This is a genomic window from Paeniglutamicibacter antarcticus (genome assembly GCF_039544305.1).
Classification (GTDB): Bacteria; Actinomycetota; Actinomycetes; order Actinomycetales; family Micrococcaceae; genus Paeniglutamicibacter; species Paeniglutamicibacter antarcticus_C.
On sequence record NZ_BAABLK010000034.1, the window covers coordinates 111,285 to 130,163 of the forward strand.

Annotated in this window: 19 protein-coding genes and 3 tRNA genes; 9 read left to right on the top strand and 13 right to left on the bottom strand. The window is 63.6% G+C overall.

From position 1 onward, the window contains the following. Positions 1 to 91 precede the first annotated feature (91 nt). The 5 genes from ABEA12_RS12045 to ABEA12_RS12065 all read left to right on the top strand — a co-directional run bounded on the left by ABEA12_RS12045 (position 92) and on the right by ABEA12_RS12065 (position 4,179). Positions 92 to 751, top strand: coding sequence for a hypothetical protein (locus ABEA12_RS12045; protein ID WP_210100084.1), 660 nt, complete (start codon positions 92 to 94; stop codon positions 749 to 751). 71 nt (positions 752 to 822) lie between these two features. Continuing rightward, on the top strand, positions 823 to 1,263 hold the full coding sequence (locus ABEA12_RS12050; RefSeq protein ID WP_210100083.1) for a hypothetical protein: 441 nt from the start codon (positions 823 to 825) through the stop codon (positions 1,261 to 1,263). Between the two features lie 317 nt (positions 1,264 to 1,580). Then, positions 1,581 to 2,648 (top strand): Ig-like domain-containing protein, encoded by a 1,068-nt coding sequence (locus ABEA12_RS12055; protein ID WP_345468352.1) that lies wholly within the window; start codon positions 1,581 to 1,583, stop codon positions 2,646 to 2,648. Positions 2,649 to 3,387: 739 nt separating this feature from the next. After that, positions 3,388 to 3,537: a hypothetical protein gene (locus ABEA12_RS12060; RefSeq protein WP_210100081.1), complete on the top strand. Its 150-nt coding sequence runs from the start codon at positions 3,388 to 3,390 to the stop codon at positions 3,535 to 3,537. 261 nt (positions 3,538 to 3,798) lie between these two features. After that, a complete protein-coding gene (locus ABEA12_RS12065; protein WP_210100080.1) occupies positions 3,799 to 4,179 on the top strand; it encodes a cupin domain-containing protein in 381 nt (126 codons plus the stop codon). A gap of 10 nt (positions 4,180 to 4,189) precedes the next feature. Here the strand turns inward: ABEA12_RS12065 and ABEA12_RS12070 are convergent, their stop codons facing one another. The 8 genes from ABEA12_RS12070 to ABEA12_RS12105 all read right to left on the bottom strand — a co-directional run bounded on the left by ABEA12_RS12070 (position 4,190) and on the right by ABEA12_RS12105 (position 11,960). Further along, the gene (locus tag ABEA12_RS12070) at positions 4,190 to 5,296 is read right to left on the bottom strand and encodes a winged helix DNA-binding domain-containing protein (protein ID WP_210100079.1); all 1,107 of its coding nucleotides are present in this window, start codon (positions 5,294 to 5,296) and stop codon (positions 4,190 to 4,192) included. A gap of 45 nt (positions 5,297 to 5,341) precedes the next feature. Further along, the gene (locus ABEA12_RS12075; protein ID WP_210100078.1) at positions 5,342 to 6,418 is read right to left on the bottom strand and encodes a UDP-N-acetylmuramate dehydrogenase; all 1,077 of its coding nucleotides are present in this window, start codon (positions 6,416 to 6,418) and stop codon (positions 5,342 to 5,344) included. Between the two features lie 10 nt (positions 6,419 to 6,428). Next, entirely contained in the window at positions 6,429 to 7,667 is a 1,239-nt protein-coding gene (locus ABEA12_RS12080) for an MFS transporter (protein ID WP_345468358.1), read from the bottom strand. Positions 7,668 to 7,672: 5 nt separating this feature from the next. Continuing rightward, positions 7,673 to 8,113 carry a MaoC family dehydratase gene (locus ABEA12_RS12085; protein WP_210100077.1) on the bottom strand — a complete coding sequence of 147 codons (441 nt, stop codon included), beginning with the start codon at positions 8,111 to 8,113 and terminating at the stop codon, positions 7,673 to 7,675. Then, entirely contained in the window at positions 8,110 to 8,562 is a 453-nt protein-coding gene (locus tag ABEA12_RS12090) for an FAS1-like dehydratase domain-containing protein (RefSeq protein WP_210100076.1), read from the bottom strand. The genes ABEA12_RS12085 and ABEA12_RS12090 overlap by 4 nt, the downstream gene beginning before the upstream one ends. Before the next feature lie 86 nt (positions 8,563 to 8,648). Further along, complete coding sequence (locus tag ABEA12_RS12095) at positions 8,649 to 8,933, bottom strand: hypothetical protein (protein WP_210100075.1); 285 nt, start codon at positions 8,931 to 8,933, stop codon at positions 8,649 to 8,651. 32 nt (positions 8,934 to 8,965) lie between these two features. Then, positions 8,966 to 9,901 (bottom strand): DUF2797 domain-containing protein, encoded by a 936-nt coding sequence (locus ABEA12_RS12100; RefSeq protein WP_210100074.1) that lies wholly within the window; start codon positions 9,899 to 9,901, stop codon positions 8,966 to 8,968. A gap of 1 nt (position 9,902) precedes the next feature. Then, positions 9,903 to 11,960, bottom strand: a complete 2,058-nt coding sequence (locus ABEA12_RS12105) for a MinD/ParA family ATP-binding protein (RefSeq protein WP_210100073.1) — start codon at positions 11,958 to 11,960, stop codon at positions 9,903 to 9,905. 285 nt (positions 11,961 to 12,245) lie between these two features. On the opposite strand from ABEA12_RS12105, the gene ABEA12_RS12110 reads away from it, so the two are divergent. Next, positions 12,246 to 12,854, top strand: coding sequence for a DedA family protein (locus tag ABEA12_RS12110; protein ID WP_210102476.1), 609 nt, complete (start codon positions 12,246 to 12,248; stop codon positions 12,852 to 12,854). 71 nt (positions 12,855 to 12,925) lie between these two features. Here ABEA12_RS12110 and ABEA12_RS12115 read toward each other — a convergent pair. Together ABEA12_RS12115 and ABEA12_RS12120 are read right to left on the bottom strand one after the other, a co-directional pair. Beyond that, a tRNA-Thr gene (locus ABEA12_RS12115) sits at positions 12,926 to 12,997 on the bottom strand. A 180-nt stretch (positions 12,998 to 13,177) separates the two neighbouring features. Continuing rightward, entirely contained in the window at positions 13,178 to 13,873 is a 696-nt protein-coding gene (locus ABEA12_RS12120) for a VTT domain-containing protein (RefSeq protein WP_210100072.1), read from the bottom strand. 336 nt (positions 13,874 to 14,209) lie between these two features. On the opposite strand from ABEA12_RS12120, the gene ABEA12_RS12125 reads away from it, so the two are divergent. From ABEA12_RS12125 to ABEA12_RS12135, 3 genes are read left to right on the top strand one after another with little or no spacing between them, the layout of a single operon-like run. Further along, complete coding sequence (locus ABEA12_RS12125) at positions 14,210 to 14,932, top strand: succinate dehydrogenase cytochrome b subunit (RefSeq protein ID WP_210100071.1); 723 nt, start codon at positions 14,210 to 14,212, stop codon at positions 14,930 to 14,932. Continuing rightward, the gene (locus ABEA12_RS12130) at positions 14,929 to 16,872 is read left to right on the top strand and encodes a fumarate reductase/succinate dehydrogenase flavoprotein subunit (RefSeq protein WP_345468373.1); all 1,944 of its coding nucleotides are present in this window, start codon (positions 14,929 to 14,931) and stop codon (positions 16,870 to 16,872) included. Before ABEA12_RS12125 ends, ABEA12_RS12130 begins: the two co-directional genes overlap by 4 nt. Then, positions 16,869 to 17,624 (top strand): succinate dehydrogenase/fumarate reductase iron-sulfur subunit, encoded by a 756-nt coding sequence (locus tag ABEA12_RS12135; RefSeq protein WP_210100069.1) that lies wholly within the window; start codon positions 16,869 to 16,871, stop codon positions 17,622 to 17,624. The genes ABEA12_RS12130 and ABEA12_RS12135 overlap by 4 nt, the downstream gene beginning before the upstream one ends. A gap of 94 nt (positions 17,625 to 17,718) precedes the next feature. On the opposite strand, the gene ABEA12_RS12140 is transcribed toward ABEA12_RS12135, so the two are convergent. The 3 genes from ABEA12_RS12140 to ABEA12_RS12150 all read right to left on the bottom strand — a co-directional run bounded on the left by ABEA12_RS12140 (position 17,719) and on the right by ABEA12_RS12150 (position 18,776). Beyond that, positions 17,719 to 17,792 (bottom strand) — tRNA-Met (locus ABEA12_RS12140). 70 nt (positions 17,793 to 17,862) lie between these two features. Then, a tRNA-Thr gene (locus ABEA12_RS12145) sits at positions 17,863 to 17,934 on the bottom strand. 665 nt (positions 17,935 to 18,599) lie between these two features. Then, a complete protein-coding gene (locus ABEA12_RS12150; protein ID WP_210100068.1) occupies positions 18,600 to 18,776 on the bottom strand; it encodes a hypothetical protein in 177 nt (58 codons plus the stop codon). Positions 18,777 to 18,879: the final 103 nt, after the last annotated feature.

Here is an 18,879-nt window from a genome sequence, read left to right on the forward strand (position 1 = left end):
ATCCTCTTAATCATTTAGTTCAGATCACCGCCCGTCCCGGTCCCGGGATGGGCGGTTTCGCTGCGAGGCAAGGGAAAGTCAGGTGGGCTAGGTGAGCGTGTTTACGCTTCCACGTTGGCCTTTCTCATGGATGATAGCCAGCGGTGTCGGCCTACTCGCTGTCTTCGCGTTCCTGCTCACCACCCTCAACACGCCCCCGATTACGATTGTGCTGGCTTCAAGCTCCTCCACCTTCAAGATCGACGGCGAAATCCGGGCGATGCCGACTGATTCCCCCGCCACAATCCAATGTGAGGGCCCTACAGCCATGCTGATCCCCGGGGTGACCCGATGCCTGGTCTACCAGGTACACAACACGCTGGACCGACCGATTGAGGTCCAGAACATCACGATGCGCCTTGACCCGAGCTTCCCCTCTCCACCCTCGGGCTGCTCAGCCGAAAAACTGCTTCTGCCAAGCTTCTCCGGAGTGTTACAGGTGCCTGCGAACGGACACGCTGAGACCGCGGGCCTGCCGATCCAGCTCAAGAACACCCCCACCAACCAAGACAATTGCCGAGAGAAGATGCTGCACTTCACCTTCGTCGGGGCCGCGACCTACACAGAGCCAAGCAGCCCCGGACCCAACCAAGACCTGCCCGGAACCGGCGCAGCCCTCGGCGGGCTCATACTTGGTGCTGGCCTCCTGGTTTCGGCGGGTTGGATTCTGCTCGCTGCGGCCAAGCGTCGCCGTGACAAGGCATCCTCATGAACCGGCCCCGATCAGTACGACGCACCGGGTTAATGGCCGCCGGTTGCATCCTGACGCTGGGCTGCGGGCTAATGAGCACCCCTGCGATTGCCTACTTCGCCAGTGGTGGCTCTGGCGCAGATATCGCTGCGACCGGCACGTTGAAGCCGATGGAGATTCTGCCAGCCACGACCGGGACCTCGACAGCCCGTCTCTACCCAGGAAAGACCGGGGACCTGATCGTGAAGGTGAAAAATCCGAACGCCATACCGGTGACACTACTGCGCGCCTCCCAAGGCGGCGGAGTGAGCGTCACCGGTGCAGCTGGATGCACCAATGATTCGGGCTGGCCTACCACCGTGGGCACCTCCGGTGTCAGTATGCCCGAGGCCGTCGCCTTGGATATTGAGCTGGCCGGTGGATCGACCAAGGTGCTGCATCTTCCGGGGGCCGCATCGATGAGCCTGACTTCCGCGGCAGGCTGCCAGGGTGCGACGTTCGATATTCCTATCACCGTCGAGGTCAAGCAATGAGTGCTGCCCAAAACCATGCTCCGGCTCGCAGCAGGTTCCGGCGCTACATCGCAGTAGCCGCCATGGTCGGGCTCGTTCTTGGCCTCGGCGGCCCGGCGGACGGCTACTGGACAGCCACGTCAACTGGTTCACACGCCCGCTCTGATGCCGCCACAATACCGGCCCCCAAGCTCACAGCCTCACCCTTGACGGCGACAGGCGCCGGGCTCTCCTGGACCCAGCCCTTTGACCCCACCGGGTACGGCCTGACGCAGGCCCCAGGAACCCTGGATGGCTGCGCGGCACACCCCGCGACCACTGCCACTGACTGTACAATCTTGGGGCTGACCCCCAACACCTCATACAAATGGTCGCTGACGGCGCAGCTGCACCAGTGGCGCAGCCCTGCCACGGTCACCGCCACCACGCCCAAGCAAGCCACGACGACTACGATCAGCAATATCAGTCCGCAGTCCGGGTCCGCCGGGAGCAGTTTCACGGCTACCGCGAAGGTCATCGGAAATTCTGGCTTCGGCACTCCGGCCGGTACCGTAACTTTTAGGCTTTACCCCACAGTTAACTGCACCGGCGTGGCGAGCTTCACCAGCCCAGCACAGGGCCTAAATGCGGGCTCAGCCACCGCTTCTCTGCAGCCAACCGGCGGAACATACCATTGGCAGGCAATCTACAATCCGACTGACAGCTACAACAATCCCAGTACCAGTAGCTGCAGCGGTCCAATCACCGTCACCCAAGCCGGCGGCAATTACTTCGCGACAGGGCCAGTGAAGACCATAGCGAAGAGCACGGAAAACGTAGACGTCCAGTACCCGCAGGGAACCGCAAAAGGTGATCTGGTGCTGCTCGTGTTACTTAACACCGAAAGGGCCCAGTCGGATGTCGACTCTTCCGAATGGGGCGATATCGACCATGTCAAGGGTGATTCCCATATAGGGCTGCAGTCGTGGTGGCGTGCGGCTGGGACTGAAACCTCGGCGAGGATCAATGACCTCCAGATCGTAAAGAACCAGCAGCCAGGCCGGGGTGCGAGTGCTTGGGTTATCACGTACAAGAACATGGCCACACCGAAACTAGTAAACAAAGAATCGGGAACCGTCACCAATGCGACAGGAAATGTCAGCCCCTCGCACTTACAAACAAAATCGCCGAACACCACAGTGATCTCGCTGATAGGCACCAATAAAAATAGCCAGCTATCGATGTCGAATACCCGAAATTTCAGTCTCGGCAACAGCTTAACCGTTGACAACCCACCCCATGCATTGGGCGTCGCTGACAAGTTCTTGGCCAAGACGGCGACCACCATTCCACCCACCTGGTCGAACGGAATCAAGCAATCCACGCAGTGGGTCTTCACTACCGCCGCTTTCACCTCATCCCCTTAGCCAGCAAGCCTCACCACGGCCCACGCACGACGACGTGGTGCTCCCGCACCATTAGTTTCCTCTGCCACCGCACCCCACATCGAGCGACAACGGGGACCCCACCACCGCAATTCGATCCGCACTCGGCTATTTTTCGGGCATGTGACCAGCCAGACAAGAGCAGCCAACTACCTTCAGTCAGGAGTCGAGCTTCACATTGGGCTCGAGCAAGTGGCAAATAAGAAGCCGAGCTTTGCTTTGACAGACAAGGGGAGGTAGAGCTTCAAGGGTTAGCACAATGCCCGCGGTCTGCTGGTACCAACGAATCTATGAAGATCCCCCCAATCAGCTGCCTCGCGGACGTCGTTGCGAGAAACCGTTGCAAGTACCCGCTCAAGGCATTGACTGCAAGCACACGAATGCCGCCCACCAGGGTGAACCTTTGGTGGTGGATCCTTGACGTCTTCCGTTGGCTTTGTTGGTTGTCGCATCAGGTCGGCTCCGTCCCGATGTTACTCATGCAGGACAAAGCGACTTCGCAAATCACGATCCCCTTGCTTTCGCGCCTCCAAGGCGATCGGTGCCGCCCGATATTTGCCGAAGACGCGACTTCGCTGTTGCACGCCCACGATCTTGCCGCCTTGGCCAAGCTGTCGATCCTCTTCCCTGCTCGGGCGCGACTATACCGCGTAGGTCCGCGACGATTTCGCTGCCCCACTGGTGTGACGGTCCGCGGATCGATGTCGCATCCACCCTTCGCATGAACGCGGATTCGGTGATCGTGCTTGACCCGATCAACCGCAACGCCGTCGATGCTTCCCTTGCCGCAGTGACCCTGTACATCCCCGTGGGCCGCATCAGCAAGCTCGAGATGCGCCGCATGCTGGCCATCGCGCAGGGCCGCCTCTGACCCTTGCAGCCACGCGAAAGCCGGCCGTCGATTCCTTTCCCCCTCACCGGGGCGGAACCGACGGTCGGCTTTTCCTTTGCCGTACGGGCTCTGCACGCACCGTCCCCACCGCGGCAATGCCGGCACGGTGCGCGGCAAGCCAGAAGGCACCCAGGGATCCGTGGCGTTCCCTCCCCGCTGAGCACAAGACACAGAAGCAAGGATAGGCTAACCTAATATTGAAGTCCTTTGGGGAATCGCCACTGCACGGAGGTAAACAAGATGGAACTCATCAAGCACGACGAAGGATTGCTGCGACAGCCGCCAATGCCCAACGCACCTACGGTCACGGTCCTGATCGGCGGGGTCGAAGGCGGGCCGGATGTGGGCCTTGTCCGGGTCCAGGTGCCACCTGGGGCGGGGATGGCCGCACACCGGCACCAAGGCTCGGACGTCATCCTGACACCCACTTCCGGAATGGTGAGGATCACCAAGGGCGCCGAGTCCGTGGACGTCAACGTGGGCGATTCCGTGCTGGTCGGCAAGGACGAAGCCGTCGCGTTGACGAACCCGGGAAGCGAACCTGCCGATCTGCTGGTGGCCGCCGGACCCGCGAACTTCGTCGCTGGAATCCGGAACTGGCCCGAACCGGCCACGGACTGACCCCCGGGGGCTAGCTGCGCCTGAACTCGATGTAGGCCTCAATGCGCGCGGCAATCGCCTTGGCCCGGGATGCACTTGGATCTGGCCCGAACGGCACATGGTGCCCCTGCGGGTTTCTCGCCGTACCACCGACGCCCCAGGTGCCGACGGTTTTCCCGCCGGCGTGGACGGTGCGCAGGAAGATCCCGTTCTTTCCCGGGGTCACCTCCTGCACGTGTTCCGCGGCAAGCGTCGCCGAACGCCGGCGATAGCCGAGCAGGAATTCATCGAAGCCCGGCAGGACGATCACGCTGCGCGCCCCCGGAGGGTCCTCCAAGCGCTCCTCGTGGCAGGCAGCGAAGTGGTAGGTGGCACCGCCCACCGAGACGCTGGCCAGGGCCCCGGTGCAATCCTCCAGCCCGGCGCGCACCCGGGCCAGGGTCAACCCCAACCACCACGCACAATCCTCCACGGTGGCCGGGCCGTGGGATTCGAAGTAGCCACGCACAACCATGGCCAACGCGTTCCCGGGGTCGAGGTCCGCGGTTTTCCCCGGGATCCAGGAATCGGTTGCCATGAACAGCTGCCGGGTGCCGCTTCCTGGTTCCATGGGGCCCTGCACGATGCCGCCGCGCAGGCAAACAGCGACGATCAGGTGGTAGCCGCGCTGGCCCTCGATGCCCGATCCGGAATCAGCGAAGGCCTGAAGCAATTGTGCACGCGTCGCACCGCCGGCGCCGCAACGGATCCGGGCCGCTTTGGCCAGGGTGGCGATCTCCGTCTGCGTGATCCCTTCGCGCTTGCGGATTGCTGCCATGGCTGCCTCCATGCGCGGGGCCGTCACCAAGAGCAGCGGGGCATGCATCGCGGGGGTGGTGAACATCAAGGTGCCCCGGGCACCCCAGCACCGGATGAGCGAGCCTTCGCCCAGCGCCGCATGGATCGTTCCCAGTGAGCTGCCAGGTAGCCTGACGCCCACGGCCCAACATGCCTGGGCAAGGTCCTGGGCCTGCATCATGCCAAGCGCACCGACCACCTGGGCCGGGGTGCTCGCCGGTACCTGGAGGGTGGATGCCGGGATCCCGGGCAGTAGTCCCTGGGCGGCCAGGCGCATGCGGGCCAGCCCAACGGGTGTCACGCTGCGGTGGAGTCTCTTCCCTGGCATTGTCCGACCCACGATCCCCTAGAGGGCGCAGCCGATCAAGAGCGGCTCGTGGTCCAGTTCGATGCCGAAGCGTCCCTGGACGCCGGCGCGCACGGCGCGCGCGATGGCCAGGATGTCGGCGCTGGAGGCATCCTGGCGGTTGGTGATGGCCAGGGTGTGTTTGGTGGACAGACTGGCCCGCCCTCCGGCCACCGTTTCCCCCTCGGTGCCGGGCAGCCCGTAGCCCTTGGCGAACCCGGCCCGGTCGATCAACCAGGCGGCCGAGAGCTTGACCATGCCCGGTTGGGCGACGGGGAAGTTCGGGGCGTCGGTCGGCAGCAGTGCAAGGACGGACTCGGGCACTATCGGGTTGGTGAAGAAGGACCCGGTCGAATAGGTGTCGCGGTCCCCGGCATCGAGCACCATCCCCTTGGAGGCGCGCAGGGCAAGCACCGTGGAGCGCACGCTTGCGGCCTCGGCGCGTTCCCCGGCTGACACACCCAGGGACCGGGCCAGTTCGGCGTAGCGGATCGGTGCGGAGAGGCCGCTGCGCTTCAACGCGAAGCTCACCGAGAGCACCACGTAGGCCGGTGAGCCGTTGGTGGTGCTGCGCTTGAGCAGCGAGTCGCGGTAGCCGAAGCCCAGCCCGGCATTGCCGAAGTAGGTGGTGAATCCCGTTTCACGCTCGTAGACCCTGGCCTCGAGCAGCGTGTGGGCGACCTCGGAGCCGTAGGCTCCAACGTTTTGCACCGGGGTGGCCCCGGCCGAACCGGGGATCCCGGAGAGTGCCTCGAGCCCACAGAGCCCGGCGGCCAGGCTCTGGGCCACGGCGTCGTCCCACGGGTGCCCGGCGGCGATGTCCACCCGCACACGTCCGTCGGAGAGCTCCTTGCCGATGGTGACGCCTTGGTTGGCGATCTGCAGCACCGTTCCGGGGTACCCCGCGTCGTCGATGACCAGGTTGGAGCCCCCGGCAATGATCAGCAGGTCCGCACCCGCGGCGTCGGCTGCGGAAACGGCGGCAACGATCTCGTCTTCGGTTCTTGCCCGCAGCAAGGTGGTGGCCGGGCCTCCCACGCCGGTGGTGGTCAGGGATGCCAGCATCTGGGTGTTCACTGTATTTTGCCTAACTTTCGTCTGTGCCGGTTGGTCGGGGTGCTGCCTTGGCCGGTGCTGCGGCCGGGGCGAGGAAGAAGGATGCGAGCACAAGGATACCCACGAATGCCAGAGCGTTGAGCAACCCCAGGTTATCGGCCAGCAGCCCCAACAGCGGCGGGCCGCCCAAAAACGCCCCGTAGCCGATGGTGGAGACCACCGATACGCGGGCCGCGGCGCGCAACGGGTCATCCGAGGCCGCACTCATCGCCACCGGGAAGCTCATGGCCACTCCCAATCCCCAGAACACCAGCGCGGCGAAGGCGGTATAGAGGTTCGGTCCGTAGACAAAGAGCATCAGCCCGGCCAGCGTGCTGGTGGCTGAGAGCCGGATGACCGCCACGCGTCCCAGGCGCTCCAGGACCCTGCCTCCGCCCATCCTGGCCACCGTCATGGCGGTGACAAAGATGCCGTAGCCGATGGCTCCCAGAGAGTTGATCGCGTCGTAGCCATCGGAGAGCGCCAGCGCCACCCAGTCCCCGGCGGCGCCCTCCGCCAGTGCCATGCCCAGCACCAGAGCGCCCAACACCAGGGTGCGTGGTTCGCGCCAGGCCGCGGCTAGCAACGACTTGTTCGAGTGCCCGCTGCCGATGTTGGATGGATCTGCCCTGAAGACCCGGGTGCCGGCAAAGATCAGCACCAGCACCGCGGCTGCAACCACGGCGAAGTGCCAGGAAACCGGAACATCCAGGACCGCGCCCAAGGCCCCTGCTGCTGCACCCATGACGGTGCCCACGGAGAAGAAGCCATGTAACGCGGGCATGATGGAAACGCCCAGGGCCCGCTCCATGGCGGCACCCTGGACGTTGGCCGAGACGTTCCAAGAGGCGTTGCCCACGCCTTGGAGGCCCAGGGCGACACCGGTGAGCACCAGCGAATGCAGGCCCGCCGTGCTGAGTCCCACGGCGGCCAGCGACACCGTGGTCAACGTGGCGGCAAGCACCACGGTGCGCGTGGAGCCCAGGCGCATCACCAGGTATCCGGAGACCGAGACAGAGGCAAATGAGCCTGCCGTCATGCACAAGAGCAGCAACCCGACCTCGCCGTGGCTCAGCCCCAGGGCATCGCGCACCGCCGGCAACCGGGAGACCAGGGTGGAAAGGACCAGCCCCGAGGCAAGGTAGAGCGCGATGACGCCGTTGCGCCACGGCACGATTGCGGGATCCGCCCGCTTGGCGCCTCCGCGGGGCCGCCCGGCGGCGCCGGGCACCTCTTTCAGAGTTGCACCACGGCCTGGGCCTTGACGAGCACCTTGGTGCCCTGGACGCTGACCGTCAGGTCTACGCGTGCGGTGCGAGCTTGCGCATCAAGGGCGCCGATGGCGCCGCTGACCTCGATGGCCGTGCCGGGGTCATCTGAGGGGTTTGATCCTGCCGGATCGGCCACCGGGACCGGCTTGGTGAAGCGGGTCTGGTAGTCGATGACGGCACCGGGATCCTGCGCCCAGTCACAGACCAGTTGGACCGCGGCCCCCATGGTGAACATGCCGTGGGCAATGACCCCGGGCAGGCCGACCTCGGTGGCGAAGCGCTCGTTCCAGTGGATGGGGTTGAAGTCCCCCGAGGCACCGGCGTAGGCCACCAGGTCCCCACGGTTCACCTGGATGGTGGTGGTCCCGATTTTTTGTCCCTTTTCCAGGGTGTCGAAGTCAATCACGGACTTTCCTCTCCTCGTACCAAGATCGAGGACACGGTGGTTGCGACCTTGTCCCCGTGGACCGTGCTGATTTCGGCGCGGGTGCTGATCATTGCTCCGCCGCCCATGGCACGCACGGAGTCCACATGCAGCTCGGCCAGCAGCTCGTCCCCGGCAATGATCGCACGGTGGTGGGTGAAGCGTTGGTCCGCGTGGACCACACGGGAGAAGTCGATTCCGCTGGCCGGGTCCGAGACCAGGAGCCCGTCGGCTCGCTGGGCAACGATGATGGCGAAGGTCGGCGGGGCCAGCAGGTCCTTGTGGCCCAGCTCGGCGGCCGCTTCAAGGTCGTAGTGGGCCCGGTGGGTGGCCTTGAGTGCCGCGGCGAATTCGCGGATCTTCTCGCGGCCCACCACATAGGGTTCCTGGGTCGGGTAGATCCGGCCCGCCAACTCGGGGTTGATGCTCATCTGTTCTGCCGCTCCTTGCGTGGGGTCAGTGATCTTGCCAAAGGGGATACCGGGCGCAGGCACCGCCCGACGGGTGCCTGTGCCCGCTATGCGGTGTCGTCGGGGGTACGTTTTACACGTTTGGGGGCCTTGGGCCTGATCAGCCCCTGGGAGACGCGCCAGGCGCGGGCGTCGCGGGTGCGCACCACCATCCCGATCATGTGGGACACCAGCCCGATGCCGATGATGCCCAACGCGGTGTACATCAACGCGAGGTTGTGGGTGTTGGCACCGATGAGGGCCAAGATGATGCCCGTACCGGAAACCACGATCGAACCGAGCGCCAGTTTCTTGTACAGTCCGGAAGAAGCTTCCCAGGGGGTATTGGTCATGGTCCAATCCTAATTCAGCACGGCAAATCGGTTTAGAAGAGGGCGGACTGCACCGGCGGCGGCGCCGTGGCATGCTCACCAATCACGATCTTGCGCCCCTTGAGCAATGCGGCGTTGGCCACGAATATCTCTGGTTGCCCGCCAAGCCGGACGCCAAGCACCTGCCCGGAGACGGAGCTCACGGAAAAGCCGTGCTCCCCCTCGCCCAGCTTCCCGGGATAGGGCTGCAGTGCCTGGGCGTCGAATCCGGCCAACAGTCCAAGGCCCTGATCCGGCGGTGACCACGTTTCGCACGAGACCCTGGATCCGGCCAGCAGCTCGGGGTCCAGCCCGGTGAGCATCCCACGCACACCGGTGGCCTCATCGGCGTTGCGTGCATCGAGCTGCTTGGTGCTCTCGTGGTTTTCCAGCAGCCCGCGTACCTTGGAGTTGGCACGCACCTGTTGGGTGAAGCCCAGTTCGCTGGTGACCAGGTCTTCGAGGATGCGCACGGCTGCCCCGTCGGGGCACCACGCCACGTAGCGGGCACTGAGTGCACCTTGCTCGGCAAGCCGGCGCCACTTGCTGGGTTCCGCTGCCGTGCCGACCTTCGTGGTCCCCTGGGCAAAGGTGGCAATGTAGAGCCAATGCGGTTGGGCCAGGTAGTCGCGCAGGCCGGATCCGGCCCTGCCCGAGCGGTGGAAATCATGCATGGGGCGTGATTCATCTGCGGCAACGCAGTCCGGACATTGCGTGCCGCTGCTCAGAAGTGCCTGTGCCCTGCACGGCACGTGGGTGCGGTGGGACTTGTCATGGATGAGCTGGTGGCCCAGGCACCAGCGGCCGGTCACCACGGTGAAACCCAGCCCGGTGCCGGGCTCCAGGAGCACATCGTGCTCGCGCTGCCCGGAATCCTCGAGGGCCAGGTACGGGGTTCCGGGGGCCGAAGGCCACCTGATCCCGCGGCAGAGCAAGGCAGTGGTGCCCACCTTAACCGTGCAGTGCCCCGGCCACCGCCGCGGTGGCATGAAGCCATGCACGGCGCGTCGCCGGACGCAGGGCCTCGAAGCGGATCTGACCCTTGACCAGTGCTGCGTCGTAGGGCACGGTCACCACGGAGCGGGCCAGCCGGCCGAAACCCTGGGCAATGCGCTCGAGCTGTTCATTGTTTCCGTGCGGCTGGTGCTGGGAGACGATCACCACGGAGTTCTTGGCAAGCTCGGCGTAGTGTCCCCCTCGCTTGGCCAGTGCCTCGAGAAGCAGTGCTCCGGCCTCGGCGTGTTCCTCCACGGTGGTGCTCGCGATGACCAGCTGGTCGGTGTGGTCAATCATGCGCATCCAGCGTTCTGCCGATTCGTCGTTGCCCGAGTCCACGATGGTCAAGGCAAAGAACCGTGACACGATGCCGTGCAGTTCATCGAAGTCAGCGGCATTGACGAACTGCTCACTGGCCAGCAACGTGGGATCGGTACGCAGCACGCTGTAGCAATCCTCGGGCTGGTAGTGCGTGTATTCGTGGATGACAGGGTCCCCGACCTTGACGTCCTTCAGGCGCGGGGCGGCTTCGAGCAGGTCCATGGAATGGGCGCTGTGCGGTCCTTGGACGGTGCGCCATCCCAGGGTTCCGCGGGTTCCGTTGTTGTCCCAGACCAGAACCGGGTCACCGGTGTCCCTGCCGAAAACCGCTGAGAGCAGCACGGCAGTGGGTGTCTTGTTCGCTCCGCCCTTGCCGTTGACCACCGAGATCGTCTTGGGTTCGCTTAACCGCGTTCCAACGGTCCGGCGCCACTTGCGTTCCTCGACTTCCTCGACGGAGGGTTTCATGTTGAATCCAAGGCGCGCGAGGAAACCGCGGAAACCGCGTTCGGCCCTTACCGCTGTTTCTTCCTCGGGGCGAAGGAACGTATCGCGTGTGCCGGTCGCGGGGTTCATTTCCCGGAACGCCTGGCGGCGTCCTTCGGGTGTGGACAGGTCCTCGGCAGCTGCGCCGTCGGAGGCCTTCTTCGTCGGTTCCGGCGCGGGAGCAGTGGCGTTGGCTGCAGGCTTTGCTCCGGTGGGCTTCGCTGGATCCTTGGGCGGGGTCGGCTTTGCAGTCACCGCTTCGCTGGCCACGGCCTTGGGTTCCGCCGGCTTCTTCGAATCAGCGACCGGGGCCGGTTTCGTGGCCACGGTGGGATTCGCCACGGCTTTGGGTTCCGCCGGCTTCTTGGAATCAGCGACGGGTGCCGGCTTCGCGACAGGCTTGCCGGGCGCTGGTGCGGCCGGCTTGGCCGGTGCTGCGGTTTGCTTGGTACCCGGGGTGTCGGCAGGCTTCACTTTCGGCTCAGAGGGCTTTGTCGTTGCTGCCGGTTTCGTTGCCGGTGCGGGCTTTGAAGCTGCAGGCTTCGGAGCCGGGACGGCGTTGTCCGTCTTGGCCGGGGCTGCAGTCGAGCCGGGCTTGGCTGCCGGGGCTACGGGCTTGGCGCTCGAAGTAGCCGGTGCTGCCGGCTTCGGGGCGTTCGCCGCGGTAGGGGCTTGCCCCTTGGCTGGCGCGGGCTTGGAATCCGATGCCTTCGGCGCCGCCGGCTTGGCCTCGACCTTCGGACCGGGGGTGGGAGTCGCCGCGGTAGCAGCCGCCGCGGGGGCGTTCACGCTCTTGGGCGCGGCGTCCTTCGACGGCGCCGCGTTCTCCTTCGCGGAGGTGGGCTTGAGCACGCCCTGTGCATCGGGAGCCGGTTTGCCCTGTGGCTTCACTGAGTCTTCGCTCGACGCTGCGTTGTTCCGCGGCGCGTGCTTCGCGCTTCCGGAGGAAGCAGCTGGCTTGGCCCCTGCACCTTGGGCTGCACGGTCCTCTGCCTGCTTGCCCTTGGCATCTCCGCTGGAAGCCGGGGTCGGGGAACCCGTCGCACCGGATTCGGGAACCGCATCGAACTCATCGGCGCCCTGAGGCGTTTCCGAGTTCTTCTTGGCTTCGTCTTTGGCCTTTTCCTGGATAGCCAGCTCTGCTTGGCGGGCTCGCCGCAGAGAGGCACGGGTCGGGAATTCCTTGTTGAAGTCCGCGTTGGGCATGTGCTTCGTCCTCTCCTGAAGGTTCATAGTCTTCGTGAACGAATGACCCCATCGCACCCGGTTTCCAGGCCAGGCACAGATGCCAGCGGTTTTCGCACTTCGCCCATCTTATCGGGCAACCCACGTGAACCGCTTGATTGAGTCGGATTGATCACGGTTGGCGGGAAAGTAGGAAAATGGTATAGGTCCTCGCTAGCCTAGATGAGAGGAAGCGTGTACTGACCTTTTTCGGTGCCCTCGGACCATGGACGAACAGGATTTCTCTTGGACTTTATCTCCACCGCATTGGATGCGATTAATGCATTCATCATTGACGCGGCAGGAAACCCCCTTTCGTACTTGATGATCTTTCTCTTTTGCGCGATTGATGGGTTCTTCCCACCTGTCCCCAGTGAATCCCTGGTTGTGGCGCTCGCTTCCCTGGTGCCGTCCCAAGGGATTCCGAACCCCTGGATCCTGGGCACGGTTGCCGGCCTTGGAGCTTTCGTGGGTGACAACGTCGCCTATATCCTGGGTCGCGCCATAGGAACCGACAGGTTCTCCTGGATGCGCCGCAAAAGGTTCCAGCATGCTTTCGCCTGGGCCGGATATGAATTGCGGCTTCGTCCCGTGTCCCTGATCCTGGTTGCCCGGTTCATTCCCATTGGTCGTGTCGCGGTGAACCTGGTCGCCGGGGCCTCGAAGTTCAATCACCGGACATTCGTCATCCTGACGTGTTTTTCCAGTGTCGCCTGGGCTGCTTACTCCGTGCTCATCGGCATGCTGGCCGGGCAGTGGTTCGAGAATCACCAATTGCTGGGAATGGTGATCGCCGTGACCGTGGCCATCGCGCTGGGTTTCGTGATCGACCGCATCGTTTCGCGGCTAAGCGGAAACACCTCGTTGCGAAAGTAGCAACGGCTGCGGGCAAATAAAAACCGCGGTTGAACCTGATTACCCAGGTTCAACCGCGGTTTTTCTCTCCGAGCCCCCCATCGGAATCGATCCGATGACCTCGTTCTTACCAAGAACGCGCTCTACCACTGAGCTAGGGGGGCAACGAGAAAATACTCTACCCAATGATCGACGTAAAATGCACATCGAGGCGCACCGGCATGACCAACGACACAAGTCCCCATCGCGTCGCGGGGATTGCCCGGCGGCGAAAGCCGGTCATCCGCGGGAGGGGGTACGGCGGCGGACGGAGAAATCTCGGCTTGCTCCCCGCTGCGCAGGGACTACGTTTGGGTCGGTTTGCGCCGACTGGCCTTGAGCAGCTCGAAGCCAATGGGCAACACGGAGATCAACACAATAACGATGAAAATGATGTCGATGTTCTCACCGACCCAAGCATACTGGCCCAACCAGAAGCCCAGCATGGTGACCCCGACGCCCCAAAGCAGCGCGCCCATCAGGTTGAAGAGCAAGAAAAAGCGGTAGTGCATGTGGGCGACACCGGCAATGACTGGGACAAATGTCCTGACAATGGGGACGAATCTGGCAAGCACCACTGCCCTGCCGCCAAAGCGTTCGAAGAAGGCATGGGCCTTCTGGACATATTCCTGGCGAAAGAACCGCGAATCGGGTCTGTTGAAAATGGGCGGTCCGGCCTTGCGGCCGATCAGGTACCCGACCTGGTCCCCGGCGAACGCCGAAATGAAGATCAGCACGGCAAACAGCGGCAGGCTGACATCCAGGGCGCCAGTGGCAACCAACAGTCCTGCAGTGAAAAGCATGGAATCCCCGGGCAGGAAGAAACCCACCAAAAGGCCTGTTTCGACAAACACGATTCCGCAAATCAGCAAGATGGCCCACGGGCCCAATGCGGGGTTCCGAAGGAAAACATCGGGATTCAGCCAGTCCGGAAGGAAGCTTGCGGAAACAGGTTGAACCGCCAGAGCAGCAAGGGTTGCTTGGACACTAGAAAATGACATCACTGCATCACCATATGACAGCCATCGAGGCATCATGATCTTTGGCTGGCCAAACGGATCGGTTTCATGGCCAACCCGCCGTATCCACAAAACCGTGAATTCAGCCCCTACGCTCTTAAACACTCCCCCAACCGACGTATTTCCTCGGAACGAGATATGGCATTCATCGAACCACCTTCCTCCTGAGGCGATCGATCCCAACGCGGGAACGAGGGTGGTTCAGCCGTTGTTTCCGACCACCGGTGCAAGTGGCAGCTGCCCGGGACCACTGCCTGTGCACATATGCTTTTGCCAAAAATGCTGGCTTGTGTCACAAAGTGGATCTATGGTAAGCCCATGGGAACCGGCAACGTGGCCACTACGCGCACCTCCAGCCTACGGTCGGCGGTGGCGTTGCACGGCGCCATGGCGGTCACCGGCCTGATCATGGTGCTTTTTCTGTTGGCACACATGTACGGCAACCTCAAGATCTTCAAGGGCGGCGAAGCCTTCGACGGCTACTCGGAGTATTTGAGGGAGATCGGTGAACCCCTCCTGCCCTATGCCGGTGCACTGTGGATCCTGAGGGTGGTGCTGCTGGCCAGCGTCCTGATCCACATCTTCTCGGCGATCACCCTGTGGCACCGCTCGAGGTTTGCCACGCAGGGCAGGGGCAGCCGAAGGTACCAGAGCACGAAGAACCGACGCGGTGTCCAACGCAGCTATGCCTCCTTCACGATGCGCTGGGGCGGCGTCGTCATAGGCCTGTTCGTGATTTACCACATCCTGAATCTGAGCGCTGACGTCATTGCCCCGGGCGGCACCTCTCCAAGCCCGTACCAGCGCATGATCAACAACTTCTCCATCTGGTGGGTCGTGCTGTCCTACGTGATCGCCTTGGCCGCGCTTGGCTTCCATTTGCGCCACGGGATCTGGAGCGCCTTCGCATCGTTGGGGGCAAATTCCTCCCCGGCCCGCAGGCGCTTGCTCAACCAGCTTGCCACCGTGGTTTCATTGCTGATCCTGGTGGGCTTCCTGATTCCGCCATTGGCTATTTTCGCAGGATGGGTGTCGCAATGACCGAGTTTTACGAGGCCGGGGAACCGCTGCAGGACACCAAGGCTCCCTCGGGACCGATCCAGGGCCAATGGGAGGCACGGCGCTTTGGCGTTGGCCTGATCAACCCCACCAACCGTCGCCAGCGCACGGTCATCGTGGTGGGCACCGGATTGGCCGGAGCCTCCGCGGCCGCCACCATGGGCGAAGCCGGGTACCAGGTCAAGAGCTTCTGCTACCAGGACAGCCCGCGCCGGGCCCACAGCATCGCCGCCCAGGGCGGGATCAACGCGGCGAAGAACTACCGCAACGACGGGGACAGCGTTCGTCGGCTGTTCTACGACACCGTCAAGGGCGGGGACTACCGCTCGCGTGAGTCCAACACGTATCGCCTCGCACAGATCAGCACCTCGATCATTGACCAATGCGTCGCCCAAGGTGTGCCCTTCGCCCGCGAATACGGAGGGCAGCTGGACACCCGGTCATTTGGCGGGGTCCAGGTGTCGCGGACCTTCTACGCAAGGGGCCAGACCGGCCAACAGCTGCTGCTCGGCGCCTACCAAGCCCTTGAACGCCAAGTCGCGGCGGGGTCCGTTCAAGTGCACACGCGCCATGAAATGCTCGACCTCATTGTCATCGACGGCAAGGCGCGGGGCATGGTGGTCCGCGACATGGTCACCGGCGAGCTCGAGACGCACCTGGCGGACGTCGTGGTGCTTGCCTCCGGCGGATACGGAAACGTCTACTACCTCTCCACCAACGCCATGGGATGCAACACCACGGCCATCTGGCGTGCGCATCGCAAGGGTGCGCTTTTTGCCAATCCATGTTTTACCCAGATCCACCCGACGTGCATCCCGGTCAGCGGGGAGCACCAGTCGAAACTGACCTTGATGAGCGAATCTCTGCGCAATGACGGACGCATCTGGGTACCTTTGAAGGCCGGGGACGACCGCAACCCGCGCCAGATTCCCGAGGAGGAGCGGGATTACTACCTTGAGCGCCAGTATCCTGCCTTCGGCAACCTTGTCCCCCGTGACGTGGCCTCACGCGCCGCCAAGAACCAGTGCGATGCCGGGCACGGGGTGGGGCCGGCAGGACGCGGCGTCTATCTTGATTTCGCCGACGCAATCTCCCGTCTGGGTCGGCATGTGATCGAGGAAAAATACGGCAACCTCTTCGACATGTACCAAAAGATCACCGCGGAGGACCCCTACGAGGTCCCGATGCGTATCTACCCCGCCGTGCACTACACGATGGGCGGACTGTGGGTCGACTATGACCTGGAGAGCTCCATCCCCGGCTTGTTCGTCATCGGCGAGGCCAACTTCTCCGACCACGGCGCCAACCGCTTGGGAGCCAGCGCGCTGATGCAGGGCCTGGCGGACGGGTACTTTGTCCTGCCCAACACCATCAGCGACTACCTGTCCAAGAATCCTGCCGATGCGGGCCTCGATGCCTCCCACCCGGAGGCGCTCAAGGCCCTGGAGGTGGTCCGCGGACGCATCAACACGTTGTTGGGCATCAATGGTGGGCGGACCGTCGATTCGTTCCACAAGGAACTCGGCAGCATCGTCTGGGAGTACTGCGGGATGGAACGCAACGCCGAGGGCCTGAGACATGCAGTGGGGCTCATCCGTGGGCTCAAGGACGAGTTTTGGGCGGACGTCAAGGTTACCGGCGAGAACGAGGAACTGAACCAGGCACTGGAACGCGCCGGCCGCGTCGCGGATTTCTTCGAACTGGCCGAGCTGATGTGCATCGACGCGCTCCACCGCCAGGAGTCCTGTGGCAGCCACTTCCGCACCGAGAGCCAAACCGAGGAAGGCGAAGCACTGCGCGACGATGAAAACTACGCGTATGTCGCCGCCTGGGAATTCACCGGCGAGGGCTCCCCGCCACGGCTGCGCAAGGAAAACCTCGAGTACGAGAACATCGAGCTGGCCCAGAGGAGCTACAAATGAACATCACCCTGCGGATCTGGCGCCAGAAGGACCGCGCCGCGTCCGGCGCGATGGCCAGCTACGGCATCGAGGAGATCTCCCCCGACATGTCTTTTTTGGAAATGCTCGACGTGCTCAATGACCGGCTGACCGAATCCGGGGATGATCCCGTCGCCTTTGACCACGACTGCCGCGAAGGCATCTGCGGTGCGTGCAGCCTGGTCATCAACGGCATCGCCCACGGTCCCGAGGCCTTGACCACCGCATGCCAGCTCTACATGCGCCACTTCAACGACGGCGACACCATCGACATAGAACCGTGGAGATCAACGGCGTTCCCGATCCTCAGGGACCTCATCGTGGATCGAAGCGCCCTGGACCGGATCATCCAGGCAGGAGGTTTCATCAGCGCACCGACCGGGGCAGCACCGGATGCAGCCTCAACATTGATCCCCAAGGTCGACGCCGACGCGGCCTTTGACGCCTCTGCCTGCATCGGATGCGGGGCCTGCGTCGCGGCCTGCCCAAACGGTTCAGCCATGCTCTTCACCGGTGCTAAGGCAAACCACCTCGGCTTGCTGCCCCAAGGCCAGCCGGAGCGTCATTCCCGGGCGTTGGACATGATCGCCCAGCACGATGCCGAGGGATTCGGCGGTTGCACGCAAATCGGCGAATGCACGGCCGTTTGCCCCGCCGGAATCTCATTGGACAAGATATCTTTCCTCAACGCGGACCTGCTCTCCGCCCTGTGGGACAAGGACAAGAAGGACTGAGTCTTGGCGCCGTGCACCAACGCGTTTCCAGAGGCGGGCCGGGGCATCCTTAACGACAGAACCCGTCTTGCAAGCAAGACGGGTTCTGTGTCTGTAGCGGCTCCGGGACTCGATCCCGGGACCTCACGATTATGAGTCGTGCGCTCTAACCAGCTGAGCTAAGCCGCCACGAATGGTAAAACCCGCTCCGCGCCTTGTTCTCTCGCGAGCAGACTTCGGTGCGGGCCATTCCATTGCGAGCCCCCCATCGGAATCGATCCGATGACCTCGTTCTTACCAAGAACGCGCTCTACCACTGAGCTAGGGGGGCAACGAGTAAGAACTCTACCAGCAATCTTGAACCCTGTGAAATCGGGATATGCCTTTGTGATTGACGGCACAAAACCTGCTGAACACAGCTTGTCAGGGCCTCATTCACGACGCCTTTGGGTGACCGGGATCATGAAGTCTTACCGCTTTGCCGCAAGCCGGCAAAAAGATCACCGGGACCAGAGGTCCTTCGGCGGGCACCGATGCCACCGCCCGGGCAACTGCGACAGGATTTCTGCGCCATCGCCGGGCACATCCACGCCGGCGCTGGGGGGCCCAGCCCCCTCCACCTTCTGTCGAAGCTTCGCCCATGGGGTTGCCCTGGCATTTATCACCGAGCAGGCATCGACATCCAAGGCGGCACCACAGCATTCCACCAAGGCCCCCGCCACCCCTGCCCACGGCGCGAAACGTCCTGGAGGTCCACCGTGGTCCATGGGCGTCTTGGGGCCGCCCTGGGGTCATCGCCGCGGTTCCCGCCACCAACCGGTAGCTTCCCCGGGCACCGTGGAGGGAAGACGGGTCCACCGCCGGCGGGTGATAGGTGCCGATTGTCGCGTTGGTACCCCCGCAATCGGGCCCGACGCCGGCTGGCCGCCATCCTCCCTCGTTGCCCAACCCGCAGGCCCCCGACTGACCTCACGGCACGCATCCGCCGCATCATCCTTAGGCGGGCACGCGCAGCAACACGCGTGGACCAAAGAGCTTAGGCGCCCCGCCCACGAACACCTCGCCCGGCAGCATCCGGGCGTCAGACTCGCGTCCGTGCTCGGCATCCAACAGGCTCCGGCTCCTTGGTTCCAGGGATGCCGGCGCGTCATGGACCGGTGGTCCGACGCCCATGCTTCCAATGCATGGAAACGAAGATGGGCCCGAGGCCTTAAAGCAAGTACCCCCAAAGGGCAGTGCCTCTTGCCTTTTTTTGGAAGAGGCACCCCGTCCGGGG